Below are 16,076 nucleotides of genomic sequence, written 5' to 3' on the forward strand. Positions count from 1 at the left end.
TACTATAAAAGCCTGCAACTGTGAGGATGATGTTCATACTTCCCTCACAAGTCCAGGCTTTTTCATCATTCCTTATTATAATTTGGAAGGAATTGTTCCATCAAAAATGCAGTATCATAATCACCAGCGATCACATGTGAATCTGAAATCAAATCCAACTGGAAACTGCTATTGGTTGTGACACCATCGATTTCCAACTCATAAAGAGCTCTCTGCATTTTCATCAGTGCATCAAAGCGATTTTCACCATGGACAATGATCTTAGCAATCATACTATCATAGTATGGTGGAATCGTATAACCAGGATACACAGCAGAATCCACACGCAAGCCAACCCCACCACTTGGAAGATAAAGATTCGTGATCTTACCTGGGCTTGGTGCAAAGTTAAAGGAAGGATTTTCCGCATTGATCCGGCATTCAATCGCATGGCCTTTAAAGACAATATCCTCTTGAGTAACGGATAATTCTTGTCCAGCTGCAATTTTAATCTGTTCTTTAACAATATCAACTCCTGTTACAAATTCTGTAACAGGATGCTCTACTTGCACACGGGTATTCATTTCCATAAAGTAGAACTCACCCTTGCCTTCATCATACAAGAATTCAATCGTTCCAGCATTCTCATATCCAACTGACTCAGCTGCACGAACAGCTGCAGAACCAATACGATTACGAAGCGTTTTCCCGATAGCAATCGAAGGGGATTCTTCTAGAACTTTTTGATTGTTCCGTTGAAGAGAGCAATCACGTTCACCTAAGTGAACGACATGTCCATGCTGATCCGCTAAAATTTGTACTTCAATGTGGCGTGCAGGATAAATCACCCGCTCCATATACATGGCACCATTCCCAAAAGCAGCTTGGGCTTCTGAGGACGCTGATTCAAAAGCAGCAACCAGATCCTCTGGTTTTTCAACCTTCCGAATTCCTTTACCACCGCCTCCCGCAGATGCTTTCAACATCACAGGATAACCGATGCGTTCGGCAATCTCGAGGGCTTCTTCAGCAGTATACACTTCACCATCTGATCCAGGAATAACAGGTACTCCTGCTTTGATCATCTGTTTACGAGCATTAATCTTATCCCCCATCATATCCATGACTTTAGCAGATGGACCGATAAATTTAATGCCTACTTCCTCACACATGGTTGCAAATTTTGAGTTTTCACTTAAAAATCCAAAACCAGGATGGATGGCTTCTGCACCTGTTAAAACAGCAGCAGACAAGACAGCACTCATATTTAAATAAGATTCTGTTGATTTAGCAGGTCCAATACAGACTGCTTCATCCGCTAGTAAGGTATGCAAGGCTTCTTTATCAGCAGTAGAATACACCGCAACCGTCTCGATGCCAAGTTCACGAGCTGCACGAATAATGCGAACTGCAATCTCACCACGATTGGCGATTAAGATCTTACGAAACATAGATAGGCCTCTCTTAATTTCCAATTGCAAAAGTAAGTGTTCCTGAAGCTGCAAGCTTACCATCTACCTCTGCTTTCGCTTCAACAACAGCAATTGTTCCACGACGTTTGACAAAAGTAGCTGTCATCACCAGTTGATCTCCTGGAACGACTTGTTTTTTAAACTTCACCTTGTCCATCCCTGCATAAAAGACTAATTTCCCTTTATTTTCAGGTTTTGACAACTCTAGTACACCTGCTGTTTGTGCCAAAGCTTCCATGATGAGAACACCTGGCATAACAGGATACTGTGGAAAATGTCCATTAAAAAATGGTTCATTAATTGTCACGTTTTTAATGGCAACAATCGTATCTTCGCTTGTTTCTAAAACGCGATCCACCAAAAGCATTGGGTAACGATGCGGCAAAGCCTCACGAATAGCATTTATATCAATTGTCATTTGATTCGAACCAATCCTTTTCCAAATTCAACCATTTCTTCATTCGTTACCAAAATTTCAGTGACTACCCCATCTTTAGGTGCTGGGACTTCATTCATCACTTTCATGGCTTCGATAATTAAGAGTGTTTGACCCTTAGTGACCTTGTCTCCTACAGATACGAAGGCTGGTTTATCCGGAGCTGGTGACAAGTAAGCCACCCCAACCAATGGACTTTCAACGACATCACCTTCAGCCTCTTGAGCTGGAGCAGCAACTGTTTCAGCCGCTACAGCTGGAGTTGCTGGTGCTTCAACAACAGGGGATACTGCAGGAGTTTGAGGAGCCGCTACCACTTCAACCGCAGGGGCTACCGGTGTAGCCGCAACTGCACTAGTTTGGTTTTTACTCAAATTCAATTCTTCGCCGTTATTTTTATATGAGAATTCACGCAAAGTTGACGCATCAAATTGAGCCAACAAATCTTTGATTTCAGAAATATTCATGAATTAACCCTCCCAACGTTTAAAGGCCAGAACAGCATTGTGTCCTCCAAAACCAAAGGTGTTTGAGATAGCGTACTGAATATCCGCTTCTTGGCCTTCACCATAAACAACATTGGCTTCGATGTAGTCAGACAATTCTTTGGTACCAGCCGTTTTTGGTACAAAGCTATGACGAATAGCTTCGATGGTAGCAATTGCCTCAACTGCACCAGCAGCACCAAGCAAGTGACCAGTAAATGATTTAGTAGATGATACAGGAACATCTTTACCAAGTACAGAAACGATAGCTCCACTTTCACCTTTTTCATTGGCAGGTGTAGATGTACCATGTGCATTGACATAATCGACATCTTCAGGCTTAATACCAGCTTCATTGATCGCCAATTTAATCGCTTTGGCAGCACCTGAACCGTCTGGTGTTGGCGTTGTCATATGGTAGGCATCACAGTTTGAACCGTAACCAACAATCTCAGCCAAAATGTTAGCGCCACGTTTTTGGGCATGTTCCAAGCTTTCGATCACGAGAACCCCTGCACCTTCCCCCATTACAAAACCATTACGGTCTTTGTCAAATGGAATAGAGGAACGTTCTGGGTCTTCCGTTGTAGAAAGAGCTGTAAGGGCATTAAAACCACCAATACCAATCTTGGTAATAGAAGCTTCAGCACCACCAGCCAAAACAACATCATGCATACCAAATTTAATTTCACGGAAAGCTTCACCAATTGCATCATTGGCAGAAGCACAAGCAGTTGTCACTGATTTACATACCCCTTGAGCCCCAATCTTAAGCGCGATGTTTCCAGCTCCCATGTTTGAAAGAGCTTTTGGAATAAACATTGGCTGGATTCTCTTCATCCCACGTTCATGCATCCGGATAATTTGGTCTTCCAATTCTTGCAAACCACCGATACCAGATGATACAATCACACCTACACGATCGCGGTCTTCTTCTTCCATATTCAAGCCTGAATTTTCAATAGCTTCCATCGCAGCATAGATTGCATACAATGAGTATGTATCCATACGATTTTGATCTTTCTTTACGAAATATTTATCGAATGGGAAATCTTGAATTTCACCAGCATTAAAGACTGGAATTTCAGAAGCATCAAATTTCGTAATGGGTTTAATCCCAATTTTTCCTTCATGAAGGCTATTCCAAAATTCTTCTGGTGTATTACCGATTGGTGAGGTTACACCGTAACCTGTAACAACAACACGATTTGTAGACATATATATTCTCCTTTTGTCGGATGGATATTTAAGTAAGTGATTTTCGATCAGTGACCATTCGTTATTGCATAGTCATTCCGCCATCAATGGCAATTGTTTGGCCGGTTAAATATTCTTGACTCGCCAAGAAAGCCGCGACTTCGGCTACTTCTTCAGCTTGACCAATTCGTTTCATTGGTACTTGAGCTAGCATGGCATCTTTCATTTTCTCCGGAATAGCGTCTGTCATATCCGATTCGATAAAGCCAGGTGCAATGGCATTCACACGAACGCCACGAGCTGCAACTTCACGCGCAACTGATTTGGTAAACCCAATCAAACCAGCCTTTGAAGCTGCATAGTTTGCTTGACCGATATTCCCCATAAGACCTACTACAGAGGACATGTTGATAATGGCACCTTGACGAGCCTTAGACATTGGTTTTAAGACAGCTTGAGTCATATTAAAGGCACCAGTCAAGTTGATTTTCAAGACCCGTTCAAAATCTTCTTCGGTCATTTTCAACATCAACTTGTCGTTTGTGATCCCAGCGTTATTGACCAAAACATCAACACTTCCAAGCTTTTCAATTGCTTCAGTCACCATACGCTGAGCATCTGCCCCATTTGAAATATCTCCAGAAATACCAACAACAGTCACACCATAATCAGCAAACTGAGCTAATAAATCCTCTGAAATTTCTGAACGGCCGTTCAAGACAATATTAGCACCGAGACTCGCAAACTTATGAGCCACCGCCAATCCAATTCCACGTGTTGAACCTGTTACAAAAACATTTTTATTTTTAAGTTCCATATTTACCTCATTTTAAGCATTCAGAAGAGCATCTAGACTAGCCTGATCTTCGACGTTATAAGTTGGAAGAGTTTTATCAATTTTCTTCAAGAAACCTGACAAGACTTTTCCTGGACCAATCTCAATCACTTCATCTACACCAAATTCTTGGATAGTGGCAATCGAATCATAAAAACGTACAGGTTCCATCACCTGACGAGCCAAAAGTGCTTTTACGTCTTCTGACTTCATGATAGCAGCTTCTGTATTTCCAACTAAAGGAAGCGCAAAGTCATTGAATGTCACTTTTTCTAGTTCAGCTGCCAATTTTTGACTAGCTGATTTAAGTAAAGCTGTGTGGAATGGGCCTGAAACATTCAAAGGGATCAAACGTTTGGCACCCGCCTCCTTCAATAGTTCCACAGCATAGTCTACAGCTGCAACCTCACCACCAATCACAATTTGGGCTGGCGTATTGTAGTTAGCTGGTGTTACTACACCCTTTTCAGATGCTTGTTGACAGATTTCTTCAATCAAACTTGGATCAGTATTCATAACAGCTACCATTTTCCCACTTCCAGCAGGAGCCGCCGTTTCCATGAATTCACCACGTTTTGCAACCAAAGCTACTGCATCCTCAAATGAAAGAACTTCAGCAGCAACCAGGGCAGAGTATTCCCCCAAAGAAAGGCCGGCAACAATATCAGGAATGATACTATTTTCTGCCAAAAGGCGATAAATGGCTACTGACGTTGTCAAAATAGCTGGTTGAGTATAGCGTGTCTGATTTAATTTTTCTTCGTTAGAATCAATCAATTCACGTAAATCATAACCGAGAATACGATTAGCCGTATCAAATGTCTCTTTGACAACGGGATAAGTCGCATACAAATCGCTCGCCATGCCCAATTTCTGAGCCCCTTGACCAGCAAATAAGAACGCACGTTTTGTCACTATCCTAATCCTTTCGATGTTACTAGACTTTTACATTTGCCCAACGAGCAGCTTCTCTTTTGATCACTTTAGCTGCCCCATAATAGATATCTTCTAGAATTTCAGCACAAGTTTCTTCCTTGCTTACAAGACCAGCAATTTGGCCTGCCATTACAGATCCATTGTCAACATCTCCATCAACAACAGCATTGCGAAGGGCTCCTGCTCCTAATTCTTCAATTTCTTCTTGAGTCTTCTTACCTGCCAAGAAATCTTTTTCAGCTTGGTTATAGGCAGAAGCCAATTTATTTTTGATCGCACGAACAGGGTGTCCAACAACAGATGCAGAAACTACAGTATCGATATCTTTGGCTTTCAAGATTTTATTCTTAAAGTTTTGGTGAGCATTGGATTCTTTTGCAACCACGAAACGAGTTCCCACCTGAACAGCTTCGGCACCTAACATAAAGACAGCTGCAGCACCGGCACCATCAGCGACTCCTCCAGCACCAATTACTGGAATAGAAACAGCTTCAACCACTTGGCGAACCAAGGTCATGGTCGTCAATTTACCAATGTGACCTCCAGCTTCCATTCCTTCTGCAATCACTGCATCAGCGCCCAATTTTTCCATCCGTTTTGCAAGTGCAACAGACGGAACCACTGGAATTACAGTGATCCCTGCTTCATGGAAACGATCCATGTATTTCCCTGGATTTCCAGCACCAGTTGTAACAACCTTTACACCTTCTTCAATCACCAGGTCAACAATGTCATCCGCAAATGGGGACAAAAGCATGATATTTACACCAAAAGGTTTATCTGTAATAGACTTCACCTTATCGATGTTAGCCTTTACAACTTCTTTTGGAGCGTTCCCACCACCAATGATTCCAAGACCTCCAGCATTTGATACTGCTCCAGCCAAATCACCATCAGCGACCCATGCCATCCCACCTTGGAAGATTGGATATTTAATATTCAATAGTTCAGTAATTCGTGTTTGCATTATACCTACCTCTTTTTTCGCTTAAGTAATAGTTTGAGTTCGAAAGATTGTTTCTTTGAGCCTCAAACTATTACCTAAACAAGAGAGAATATCTTTCGATACTCTCATCTATCATTATTTTGTTTTTTCTTCTACGTAAGCGACAAGATCACCAACTGTAGACAATCCTTCTTCAGTTTCGATTTGGATATCAAAAGCATCTTCGATTTCAGAGATCACTTGGAACAAATCCAATGAATCAGCTTCTAAATCTTCGAATGTAGATTCAAGAGTTACTTCTGATGGTTCTTTACCAAGTTCTTCAACGATAATTTCTTGTACTTTTTCAAATACTGCCATGACAGGCCTCCTTAAAAAATAATATATAAATTTTTAAAATGTGTTTCCACATGTTTAACTAGATTGTAACAAGAAGTGTGCCCCATGTCAAACCTCCACCGAATCCTGTAAGAAGAATTTTTTGGCTTCCATCCATCTTGATTCGATGATTCTCGACACACTCCGATAATAGAATGGGGATACTAGCAGCACTAGTGTTCCCATATTCCATCATATTTGCTGGGATCTTCTCTCTAGAGACACCCAGTTTTTTTGACATCTTATCTAACATTCGGTCATTCGCCTGATGTAAAAGAAAATAGTCAATCTCTTCTACTTCCATAGAAGCGTCTGCTATAATCTTTTGAATGCTTTTCGTAACATCACGAATTGCAAAATCAAAAACTGCCCGTCCATCCATCGTCAGATATCTTCGATCGGTAACTTCCTCTGAATAAGGAGAAGACAGACCCAAATAGCAAGATTCAAGACTAGAACCTCGGCTACCATCCGTAAAGAGATTTTCAGACAAAAACGATTTTTGATCGCTCGCTTCAAGCAAGACACCGCCAGCTCCATCTCCAAAAAGTACTGAAGTAGAGCGATCTGACCAGTCTAATACTTTTGAAAGCGTTTCACTACCGATCACAATCCCTCGCCGGTACATCCCTGAAGAAATGTATTTTTCAGCAGTGGCTAATGCAAATACAAATCCGCTACATGCTGCAGTCAGGTCAAAAGCAAAGGCTCGAGAAGCTCCAATATTAGCTTGTACCCGGGCTGCGGTCGATGGCATTAAGCTGTCTGGAGTAATTGTAGCGACAACGATAAAATCAATTTCTTCAGCGTCTAAGTTTGCTTTTGCTAATAATCTTTGTGCGACAACTGTTGCAAGATCACTGGTCGTCTCATCTCTTGAAATGTGACGACGAAGAATGCCTGTCCGACTACTGATCCATTCATCACTTGTATCCATAATCTCAGCTAAATCATCATTCGATACGACTTGGTCAGGTACATAATGAGCAACTTGACTAATTTTAGCAAAGACCATTATTTAATTTCCTCCAAGAAGCGATACAGATTTTGCAATCCTTTTTGCATCACTTTCTTCTCTTCGGGGCTCATATCTCCAATAATTTGGTTGACCATCCGTTTATGGAATTGCTGATGAAGTCGATAAAGTAGACGACCATTCTTTGTTAAACTCAAGTGTACAACCCGGCGATCAACTTCAGATCTTCTTCTTTCGATATACCCTTTGCGCTCAAGATTATTCAAACTTGTCGTGACAGTCCCCAAAGTCACCATCAACTCCCGTGAAATATCACTCGGGGTTGCATTCGGTGTCGAACCAATCACGTCGATCGTATGCATTTCTTTAATAGAAACATCTTTAAATCGACTTGCTCTTAGGCTCGTCTCCTCGATAACCAAAACATTATTAAAGATGGATGTTAAATAGTCATTAACTAATTGGTAATTCAAAACTCCACCTCCTAATTTTACTTTGATAGTCAAATTTTATCAAAAATGAAAATAATTTGCAAGCTTTTTTTCACAAAACATGGAAAAGATACAAATTTATTTTCCTTTAAATTGTGGCCGACGTTTTTCAGAGTAGGCAATAACCCCCTCTTTAAAATCTTCTGTAAATGCTAGTTTCTTTTGCAAATTTAATTCAAGATTCGCATATTGGTCCCATTCTTTCAAGAAGGCTTCCCAAACCATTTCTTTCATAGCAGCATAAGAATTTGAAGATCCTCTTCTTAATTTTTTAAGCAATTGATCAACCGTTTTCTCAAGTTTTTCAGATTCACAAACGCGGTAAGCTAGGCCATACTCCAATGCTTTTTCTGCAGTCAAAGCTTCACCCGTCATTACTAAATGAGTAGCCCGAGACATACCAATAGCTTTTCCTAATAAGAATAACCCACCCGCATCTGGTGCTAAACCAACCCCAACAAAGGCTTGGATAAATTTTGTACGATCACTAATTATACAAAAATCAACAGCTACTGCTATGTTGGCCGCCGCTCCTGCGACCGCTCCATCAGCTACCATAATAACCGGCTTAGGTAATTGCTTAATTTTCTTAGAAATAGTATTAACTAATTCAGCAATTAAAACAAGAGACTCGATGTCATCTGCATCGACTGCGCGTTTCATTTCACTCAAATCTCCACCAACTGAAAAGATTTTCCCTTCTGCTGATAGAATAATGAATTTCACTTCCTCATTTTTTTCTGCATCTTCCAAGGCAGCTAAAATTTCCTGACACATTGGAATATTAAAACCATTAGAAACTTCAGGACGATTTAAAGAAATTGACGCGAGATCGTTTTCGACAGAATACAAAATTGTTTCAAACATCACAGACTCCTTTTATTTAAATATAAAATATTTTGATATTAAAACTTTTTAATTATAACATATCATACCATAAAAAATAAAGATAGTAAAATATATCTATAAGATGTAACAAAATTGTAAAATTTGAATCATGACAATTTCTAGCCTCATAAGATCCACCTATTCTATGCCCTATTTATAAATACATTGTATCAACAACTGAAGTTTGGTATAATGTACTAATGAAACTATTAAGGAGAAAATATGAAAGTAACTAAATTCGGTGGAAGTTCACTAGCATCAGCTCCACAATTAAAAAAAGTTCTTAATATCATTAAAGATGATCCAGAAAGAAGATTTGTAGTTGTATCAGCTCCTGGTAAGCGAAATGCAGAAGATACAAAAGTAACAGATGCACTGATCCGTTATTATAAAGAATTCACTTCAGATAAAGATGTTACGCAAACACAACAGTGGATTATTGAGCGTTATCGTGCCATTACAGAAGAATTGGGTCTCAAAGATTCTATCATTCAAGAAATTGCTGAAGATATCTATGATCTAACAAATTTGCCTAAAAAAGGAAATCCATTTACATACGATGCATTTTTGGCAGCCGGTGAAAATAACAACGCTAAACTCATAGCTGCCTATTTCAATCAAAATGGATTAGAAGCAAAATATATCCATCCAAAAGAAGCAGGAATCACAGTCACCGCAGAACCTTCCAACGCTCGTATTTTACCTTCTAGTTACGATAAAATTGAAGAACTAAAAGATGCAAGTGAAGTAATTGTCATTCCAGGGTTCTTTGGTGTTACCCAAGATGGGGACATTTGTACATTTTCTCGTGGTGGATCTGACATTACAGGATCTATCATTGCAGCTGGCGTGAAAGCAGACTTATACGAAAACTTTACAGACGTAAATGGTATCTTTGCAGCACATCCAGGTATTATTAAACACCCACATTCAATTCCAGAATTAACTTACAAGGAAATGCGTGAATTAGCCTATGCAGGTTTTTCAGTCTTACATGATGAAGCACTCGTTCCAGCATACAGAGGTAAAATTCCATTAGTCATTAAAAATACAAATAATCCTGACCACCCAGGAACCCGAATTGTTTTGGAACATTCAAATGATCATGTGACTGTTGTAGGGATTGCAGGTGATTCAGGATTCGTTAGTATCAACACTACCAAATACCTCATGAACCGCGAGGTCGGTTTTGGTCGAAAAGTCCTTCAAATTTTAGAAGATCTCAATATTAGTTGGGAACATATGCCAACTGGAATCGATGACTTGTCTATCATTTTGCGTTCACGTGAACTGACTCCGATCAAAGAACAAGAAATTCTGAAACAATTAACACAAAAGCTCGAAGTTGACACAGCTGAAATTGAACATGATCTTTCAATCATTATGATTGTTGGTGAAAAAATGAAGAGCCAAGTAGGGGTTACCGCAACTGCAGCTAAGGCACTGTCAGAAAATGAAATTAATATTCAAATGATCTCACAAGGATCTAGTGAGGTATCTATTATGTTCGTTGTAAGTAAAGATCAAGAAGAAAAAGCCATTAAAGCCTTATATAATGCATTTTTCCCAAATAACTAAAAGTATAAAAGCTCCGTTTTTATAACGGAGCTTTTATATTTCCCAATTTGTAAAATTAAGCAAGACAAAAAAAGCTATTTATGTTAGGCTCAGATAAACAACACATTTGTCTGAAAGGAACTAACATAAATGACCCATACTCATCTTACCACAAACTAGCTTGTAATGATAGAGGCATACTATCAAGAAAACCTAAAATTTTCAGATATTGTGACTTCACTTGGCAGAACAAAACAGACATTCTAGGTTTTGAAAAAAATGAAAATAAAAAAGACCAGCCCACTGGTCTAATTCCTATACTCCGCCAGTAGGACTCGAACCTACGACATCATGATTAACAGTCATGCGCTACTACCAACTGAGCTATGGCGGAAAAAAGCTAAGCGACTACCTTATCTCACAGGGGGCAACCCCCAACTACTTCCGGCGTTCTAGGGCTTAACTGCTGTGTTCGGCATGGGTACAGGTGTATCTCCTAGGCTATCGTCACTTAACTCTGAATGTTTAAACATTCAAAATTGAATATCTATATTCTAACAAGTTAAACTCACGTTGTCAATATCTTCTGACTCTTTGGATAAGTCCTCGAGCTATTAGTATTAGTCCGCTCCATTGCTCACACAACTTCCACTCCTAACCTATCTACCTGATCTTCTCTCAGGGCTCTTACTGATATAAAATCATGGGAAATCTCATCTTGAGGTGGGTTTCACACTTAGATGCTTTCAGCGTTTATCCCTTCCCTACATAGCTACCCAGCGATGCCTCTGGCGAGACAACTGGTACACCAGCGGTAAGTCCACTCTGGTCCTCTCGTACTAGGAGCAGATCCTCTCAAATTTCCTACGCCCGCGACGGATAGGGACCGAACTGTCTCACGACGTTCTGAACCCAGCTCGCGTGCCGCTTTAATGGGCGAACAGCCCAACCCTTGGGACCGACTACAGCCCCAGGATGCGACGAGCCGACATCGAGGTGCCAAACCTCCCCGTCGATGTGAACTCTTGGGGGAGATAAGCCTGTTATCCCCAGGGTAGCTTTTATCCGTTGAGCGATGGCCCTTCCATACGGAACCACCGGATCACTAAGCCCGACTTTCGTCCCTGCTCGAGTTGTAGCTCTCGCAGTCAAGCTCCCTTATACCTTTACACTCTGCGAATGATTTCCAACCATTCTGAGGGAACCTTTGGGCGCCTCCGTTACCTTTTAGGAGGCGACCGCCCCAGTCAAACTGCCCGTCAGACACTGTCTCCGTAGATGATTAACCTACCGGGTTAGAGTGGCCATAACACAAGGGTAGTATCCCAACAACGCCTCCATCGAAACTGGCGTCCCGATCTCTATGGCTCCTACCTATCCTGTACATGTGGCACAGACACTCAATATCAAACTGCAGTAAAGCTCCATGGGGTCTTTCCGTCCTGTCGCGGGTAACCTGCATCTTCACAGGTACTAAAATTTCACCGAGTCTCTCGTTGAGACAGTGCCCAAATCATTACGCCTTTCGTGCGGGTCGGAACTTACCCGACAAGGAATTTCGCTACCTTAGGACCGTTATAGTTACGGCCGCCGTTTACTGGGGCTTCAATTCATACCTTCGCTTACGCTAAGCACTCCTCTTAACCTTCCAGCACCGGGCAGGCGTCACCCCCTATACATCATCTTACGATTTAGCAGAGAGCTGTGTTTTTGATAAACAGTTGCTTGGGCCTATTCACTGCGGCTGACATAAAGTCAGCACCCCTTCTCCCGAAGTTACGGGGTCATTTTGCCGAGTTCCTTAACGAGAGTTCTCTCGCTCACCTGAGGCTACTCGCCTCGACTACCTGTGTCGGTTTGCGGTACGGGTAGAGTATGTTTAAACGCTAGAAGCTTTTCTTGGCAGTGTGACGTCACTAACTTCGCTACTAAACTTCGCTCCCCATCACAGCTCAATGTTATAGAACTAAGCATTTAACTCAATTCACACCTCACTGCTTAGACGTGCACTTCCAGTCGCACGCTTTAGTTAGCCTACTGCGTCCCTCCTTCACTACATACTCTAGTACAGGAATATCAACCTGTTGTCCATCGGATACACCTTTCGGTCTCTCCTTAGGTCCCGACTAACCCAGGGCGGACGAGCCTTCCCCTGGAAACCTTAGTCTTACGGTGGACAGGATTCTCACCTGTCTTTCGCTACTCATACCGGCATTCTCACTTCTATGCGTTCCAGCGCTCCTCACGGTACACCTTCTCCACACATAGAACGCTCTCCTACCATACCTATAAAGGTATCCACAGCTTCGGTAAATTGTTTTAGCCCCGGTACATTTTCGGCGCAGGGTCACTCGACTAGTGAGCTATTACGCACTCTTTGAATGAATAGCTGCTTCTAAGCTAACATCCTAGTTGTCTGTGCAACCCCACATCCTTTTCCACTTAACAATTATTTTGGGACCTTAGCTGGTGGTCTGGGCTGTTTCCCTTTCGACTACGGATCTTAGCACTCGCAGTCTGACTGCCGACCATAATTCATTGGCATTCGGAGTTTATCTGAGATTGGTAATCCGGGATGGACCCCTCACCCAAACAGTGCTCTACCTCCAAGAATCTCTAATGTCGACGCTAGCCCTAAAGCTATTTCGGAGAGAACCAGCTATCTCCAAGTTCGTTTGGAATTTCTCCGCTACCCACAAGTCATCCAAGCACTTTTCAACGTGCCCTGGTTCGGTCCTCCAGTGAGTTTTACCTCACCTTCAACCTGCTCATGGGTAGGTCACATGGTTTCGGGTCTACGACATAATACTAATGCGCCCTATTCAGACTCGGTTTCCCTGCGGCTCCGTCTCTTCAACTTAACCTCGCATCATATCGTAACTCGCCGGTTCATTCTACAAAAGGCACGCTCTCACCCATTAACGGGCTCGAACTTGTTGTAGGCACACGGTTTCAGGTTCTATTTCACTCCCCTCCCGGGGTGCTTTTCACCTTTCCCTCACGGTACTGGTTCACTATCGGTCACTAGAGAGTATTTAGGGTTGGGAGATGGTCCTCCCAGATTCCGACGGGATTTCTCGTGTCCCGCCGTACTCAGGATACTGCTAGGTATAAAGACTATTTCGAATACGAGGCTCTTACTCTCTTTGGCTGACCTTCCCATGTCATTCTTCTATACTCTTTAAGTCCACATTGCAGTCCTACAACCCCGAAGAGTAAACTCTTCGGTTTGCCCTCCTGCCGTTTCGCTCGCCGCTACTCAGGCAATCGCTTTTGCTTTCTCTTCCTGCAGCTACTTAGATGTTTCAGTTCACTGCGTCTTCCTCTACCTATCCTTAACAGATAGGAGTACTAGCCATTAGCTAGTGGGTTCCCCCATTCGGACATCTCTGGATCGTCGCTTACTTACAGCTCCCCAAAGCATTTCGTCGTTTGTCACGTCCTTCTTCGGCTTCTAGTGCCAAGGCATCCACCGTGCGCCCTTATTAACTTAACCTTATTTTTGGTCTTGCGACCTAAACTCTTTAAATATTTACAGCGTTTCGGTTTATTTTCTTGTTACTATTTGATATAGATATTCAATTTTCAATGTTCAAACTTAACACTACTAAAGTGTTAATGGAGCCTAGCGGGATCGAACCGCTGACCTCCTGCGTGCAAAGCAGGCGCTCTCCCAGCTGAGCTAAGGCCCCACAAGACCTCTCAAAACTAAACAAGACCAACGTACAGGTTTCCTTTTCCTTAGAAAGGAGGTGATCCAGCCGCACCTTCCGATACGGCTACCTTGTTACGACTTCACCCCAATCATCTATCCCACCTTAGGCGGCTGGCTCCAAATGGTTACCTCACCGACTTCGGGTGTTACAAACTCTCGTGGTGTGACGGGCGGTGTGTACAAGGCCCGGGAACGTATTCACCGCGGCGTGCTGATCCGCGATTACTAGCGATTCCGACTTCATGTAGGCGAGTTGCAGCCTACAATCCGAACTGAGACTGGCTTTAAGAGATTAGCTTGCCGTCACCGACTCGCGACTCGTTGTACCAGCCATTGTAGCACGTGTGTAGCCCAGGTCATAAGGGGCATGATGATTTGACGTCATCCCCACCTTCCTCCGGTTTATTACCGGCAGTCTCGCTAGAGTGCCCAACTGAATGATGGCAACTAACAATAGGGGTTGCGCTCGTTGCGGGACTTAACCCAACATCTCACGACACGAGCTGACGACAACCATGCACCACCTGTCACCTCTGTCCCGAAGGAAAGCTCTATCTCTAGAGCGGTCAGAGGGATGTCAAGACCTGGTAAGGTTCTTCGCGTTGCTTCGAATTAAACCACATGCTCCACCGCTTGTGCGGGCCCCCGTCAATTCCTTTGAGTTTCAACCTTGCGGTCGTACTCCCCAGGCGGAGTGCTTAATGCGTTAGCTGCGGCACTGAGTCCCGGAAAGGACCCAACACCTAGCACTCATCGTTTACGGCGTGGACTACCAGGGTATCTAATCCTGTTTGCTCCCCACGCTTTCGAGCCTCAGCGTCAGTTACAGACCAGAGAGCCGCTTTCGCCACCGGTGTTCCTCCATATATCTACGCATTTCACCGCTACACATGGAATTCCACTCTCCCCTTCTGCACTCAAGTTAAACAGTTTCCAAAGCGTACTATGGTTAAGCCACAGCCTTTAACTTCAGACTTATCTAACCGCCTGCGCTCGCTTTACGCCCAATAAATCCGGATAACGCTCGGGACCTACGTATTACCGCGGCTGCTGGCACGTAGTTAGCCGTCCCTTTCTGGTAAGTTACCGTCACAGTGTGAACTTTCCACTCTCACACTCGTTCTTCTCTTACAACAGAGCTTTACGATCCGAAAACCTTCTTCACTCACGCGGCGTTGCTCGGTCAGACTTCCGTCCATTGCCGAAGATTCCCTACTGCTGCCTCCCGTAGGAGTCTGGGCCGTGTCTCAGTCCCAGTGTGGCCGATCACCCTCTCAGGTCGGCTATGTATCGTCGCCTTGGTGAGCCGTTACCTCACCAACTAGCTAATACAACGCAGGTCCATCTGGTAGTGAAGCATTTGCCCCTTTCAAGCAGATGTCATGCAACATCTACTGTTATGCGGTATTAGCTATCGTTTCCAATAGTTATCCCCCGCTACCAGGCAGGTTACCTACGCGTTACTCACCCGTTCGCAACTCATCCGCTCGGTGCAAGCACCAAGCTTCAGCGTTCTACTTGCATGTATTAGGCACGCCGCCAGCGTTCATCCTGAGCCAGGATCAAACTCTCATTAAAATAATTGTTTGTCTTAAACTCATTCTGTCACTGACAGATTTATTGTTTTTTATTGTTCAGTTACTATAACTTCCGTTATAGTGCCCTGCACATTGGTTCGTCTTGTTCAGTTTTCAAAGGTCTTTGTCGCTCTCTCGCGACAACTATATTAGTATATCATGACCTGGACTTACTGTCAACACTTTTTTTCAAAAAATTTTATTTTTT

At 42.8% G+C, this 16,076-nt stretch carries 12 protein-coding genes, 2 tRNA genes and 3 rRNA genes; 1 reads left to right on the top strand and 16 read right to left on the bottom strand.

Going from position 1 to position 16,076, the window contains the following annotated elements:
• Positions 1–65 precede the first annotated feature (65 nt).
• From ACVC7Q_RS09420 to ACVC7Q_RS09470, 11 genes are all read right to left on the bottom strand, one after another.
• A complete protein-coding gene (locus tag ACVC7Q_RS09420) occupies positions 66–1,430 on the bottom strand; it encodes an acetyl-CoA carboxylase biotin carboxylase subunit (protein WP_049499918.1) in 1,365 nt (454 codons plus the stop codon).
• Between the two features lie 13 nt (positions 1,431–1,443).
• Positions 1,444–1,869 (bottom strand): 3-hydroxyacyl-ACP dehydratase FabZ, encoded by a 426-nt coding sequence (fabZ, locus tag ACVC7Q_RS09425; RefSeq protein WP_003004019.1) that lies wholly within the window; start codon positions 1,867–1,869, stop codon positions 1,444–1,446.
• A complete protein-coding gene (accB, locus tag ACVC7Q_RS09430; RefSeq protein WP_447265665.1) occupies positions 1,866–2,354 on the bottom strand; it encodes an acetyl-CoA carboxylase biotin carboxyl carrier protein in 489 nt (162 codons plus the stop codon). Before accB ends, fabZ begins: the two co-directional genes overlap by 4 nt.
• 3 nt (positions 2,355–2,357) lie before the next feature.
• Positions 2,358–3,590, bottom strand: coding sequence for a beta-ketoacyl-ACP synthase II (gene fabF, locus ACVC7Q_RS09435; RefSeq protein ID WP_447265666.1), 1,233 nt, complete (start codon positions 3,588–3,590; stop codon positions 2,358–2,360).
• Positions 3,591–3,651: 61 nt separating this feature from the next.
• Positions 3,652–4,386, bottom strand: a complete 735-nt coding sequence (gene fabG / locus ACVC7Q_RS09440) for a 3-oxoacyl-[acyl-carrier-protein] reductase (RefSeq protein ID WP_049490990.1) — start codon at positions 4,384–4,386, stop codon at positions 3,652–3,654.
• A 12-nt stretch (positions 4,387–4,398) separates the two neighbouring features.
• A complete protein-coding gene (gene fabD / locus ACVC7Q_RS09445; RefSeq protein WP_447265667.1) occupies positions 4,399–5,319 on the bottom strand; it encodes an ACP S-malonyltransferase in 921 nt (306 codons plus the stop codon).
• A 22-nt stretch (positions 5,320–5,341) separates the two neighbouring features.
• The gene (fabK, locus tag ACVC7Q_RS09450; protein ID WP_447265668.1) at positions 5,342–6,307 is read right to left on the bottom strand and encodes an enoyl-[acyl-carrier-protein] reductase FabK; all 966 of its coding nucleotides are present in this window, start codon (positions 6,305–6,307) and stop codon (positions 5,342–5,344) included.
• 114 nt (positions 6,308–6,421) lie between these two features.
• A complete protein-coding gene (locus ACVC7Q_RS09455; protein ID WP_003003892.1) occupies positions 6,422–6,646 on the bottom strand; it encodes an acyl carrier protein in 225 nt (74 codons plus the stop codon).
• Between the two features lie 58 nt (positions 6,647–6,704).
• Positions 6,705–7,679, bottom strand: coding sequence for a beta-ketoacyl-ACP synthase III (locus ACVC7Q_RS09460; protein ID WP_447265669.1), 975 nt, complete (start codon positions 7,677–7,679; stop codon positions 6,705–6,707).
• Positions 7,679–8,113, bottom strand: a complete 435-nt coding sequence (fabT, locus tag ACVC7Q_RS09465; protein ID WP_009732277.1) for a fatty acid biosynthesis transcriptional regulator FabT — start codon at positions 8,111–8,113, stop codon at positions 7,679–7,681. The genes ACVC7Q_RS09460 and fabT overlap by 1 nt, the downstream gene beginning before the upstream one ends.
• Before the next feature lie 96 nt (positions 8,114–8,209).
• Positions 8,210–9,001, bottom strand: coding sequence for an enoyl-CoA hydratase (locus ACVC7Q_RS09470; protein ID WP_070659612.1), 792 nt, complete (start codon positions 8,999–9,001; stop codon positions 8,210–8,212).
• A 240-nt stretch (positions 9,002–9,241) separates the two neighbouring features.
• Here ACVC7Q_RS09470 and ACVC7Q_RS09475 point away from each other — a divergent pair, with 240 nt between their 5' ends.
• Positions 9,242–10,597 (top strand): aspartate kinase, encoded by a 1,356-nt coding sequence (locus ACVC7Q_RS09475; RefSeq protein WP_315376835.1) that lies wholly within the window; start codon positions 9,242–9,244, stop codon positions 10,595–10,597.
• Between the two features lie 299 nt (positions 10,598–10,896).
• Here the strand turns inward: ACVC7Q_RS09475 and ACVC7Q_RS09480 are convergent.
• The 5 genes from ACVC7Q_RS09480 to ACVC7Q_RS09500 form a co-directional block, all read right to left on the bottom strand.
• Positions 10,897–10,970, bottom strand: a tRNA-Asn gene (locus ACVC7Q_RS09480).
• 5 nt (positions 10,971–10,975) lie between these two features.
• A 5S ribosomal RNA gene (gene rrf, locus ACVC7Q_RS09485) occupies positions 10,976–11,091 on the bottom strand.
• A 79-nt stretch (positions 11,092–11,170) separates the two neighbouring features.
• Positions 11,171–14,072, bottom strand: a 23S ribosomal RNA gene (locus ACVC7Q_RS09490).
• A gap of 123 nt (positions 14,073–14,195) precedes the next feature.
• Positions 14,196–14,268: transfer RNA gene (locus ACVC7Q_RS09495), tRNA-Ala, on the bottom strand.
• Positions 14,269–14,321: 53 nt separating this feature from the next.
• Positions 14,322–15,869 (bottom strand): 16S ribosomal RNA (locus tag ACVC7Q_RS09500).
• The 16S, 23S and 5S rRNA genes sit together here with 2 tRNA genes alongside, the layout of an rRNA operon.
• Between the last annotated feature and the right edge of the window lie 207 nt (positions 15,870–16,076).

The sequence above is a fragment of the Streptococcus sp. W151 genome, assembly GCF_053010205.1.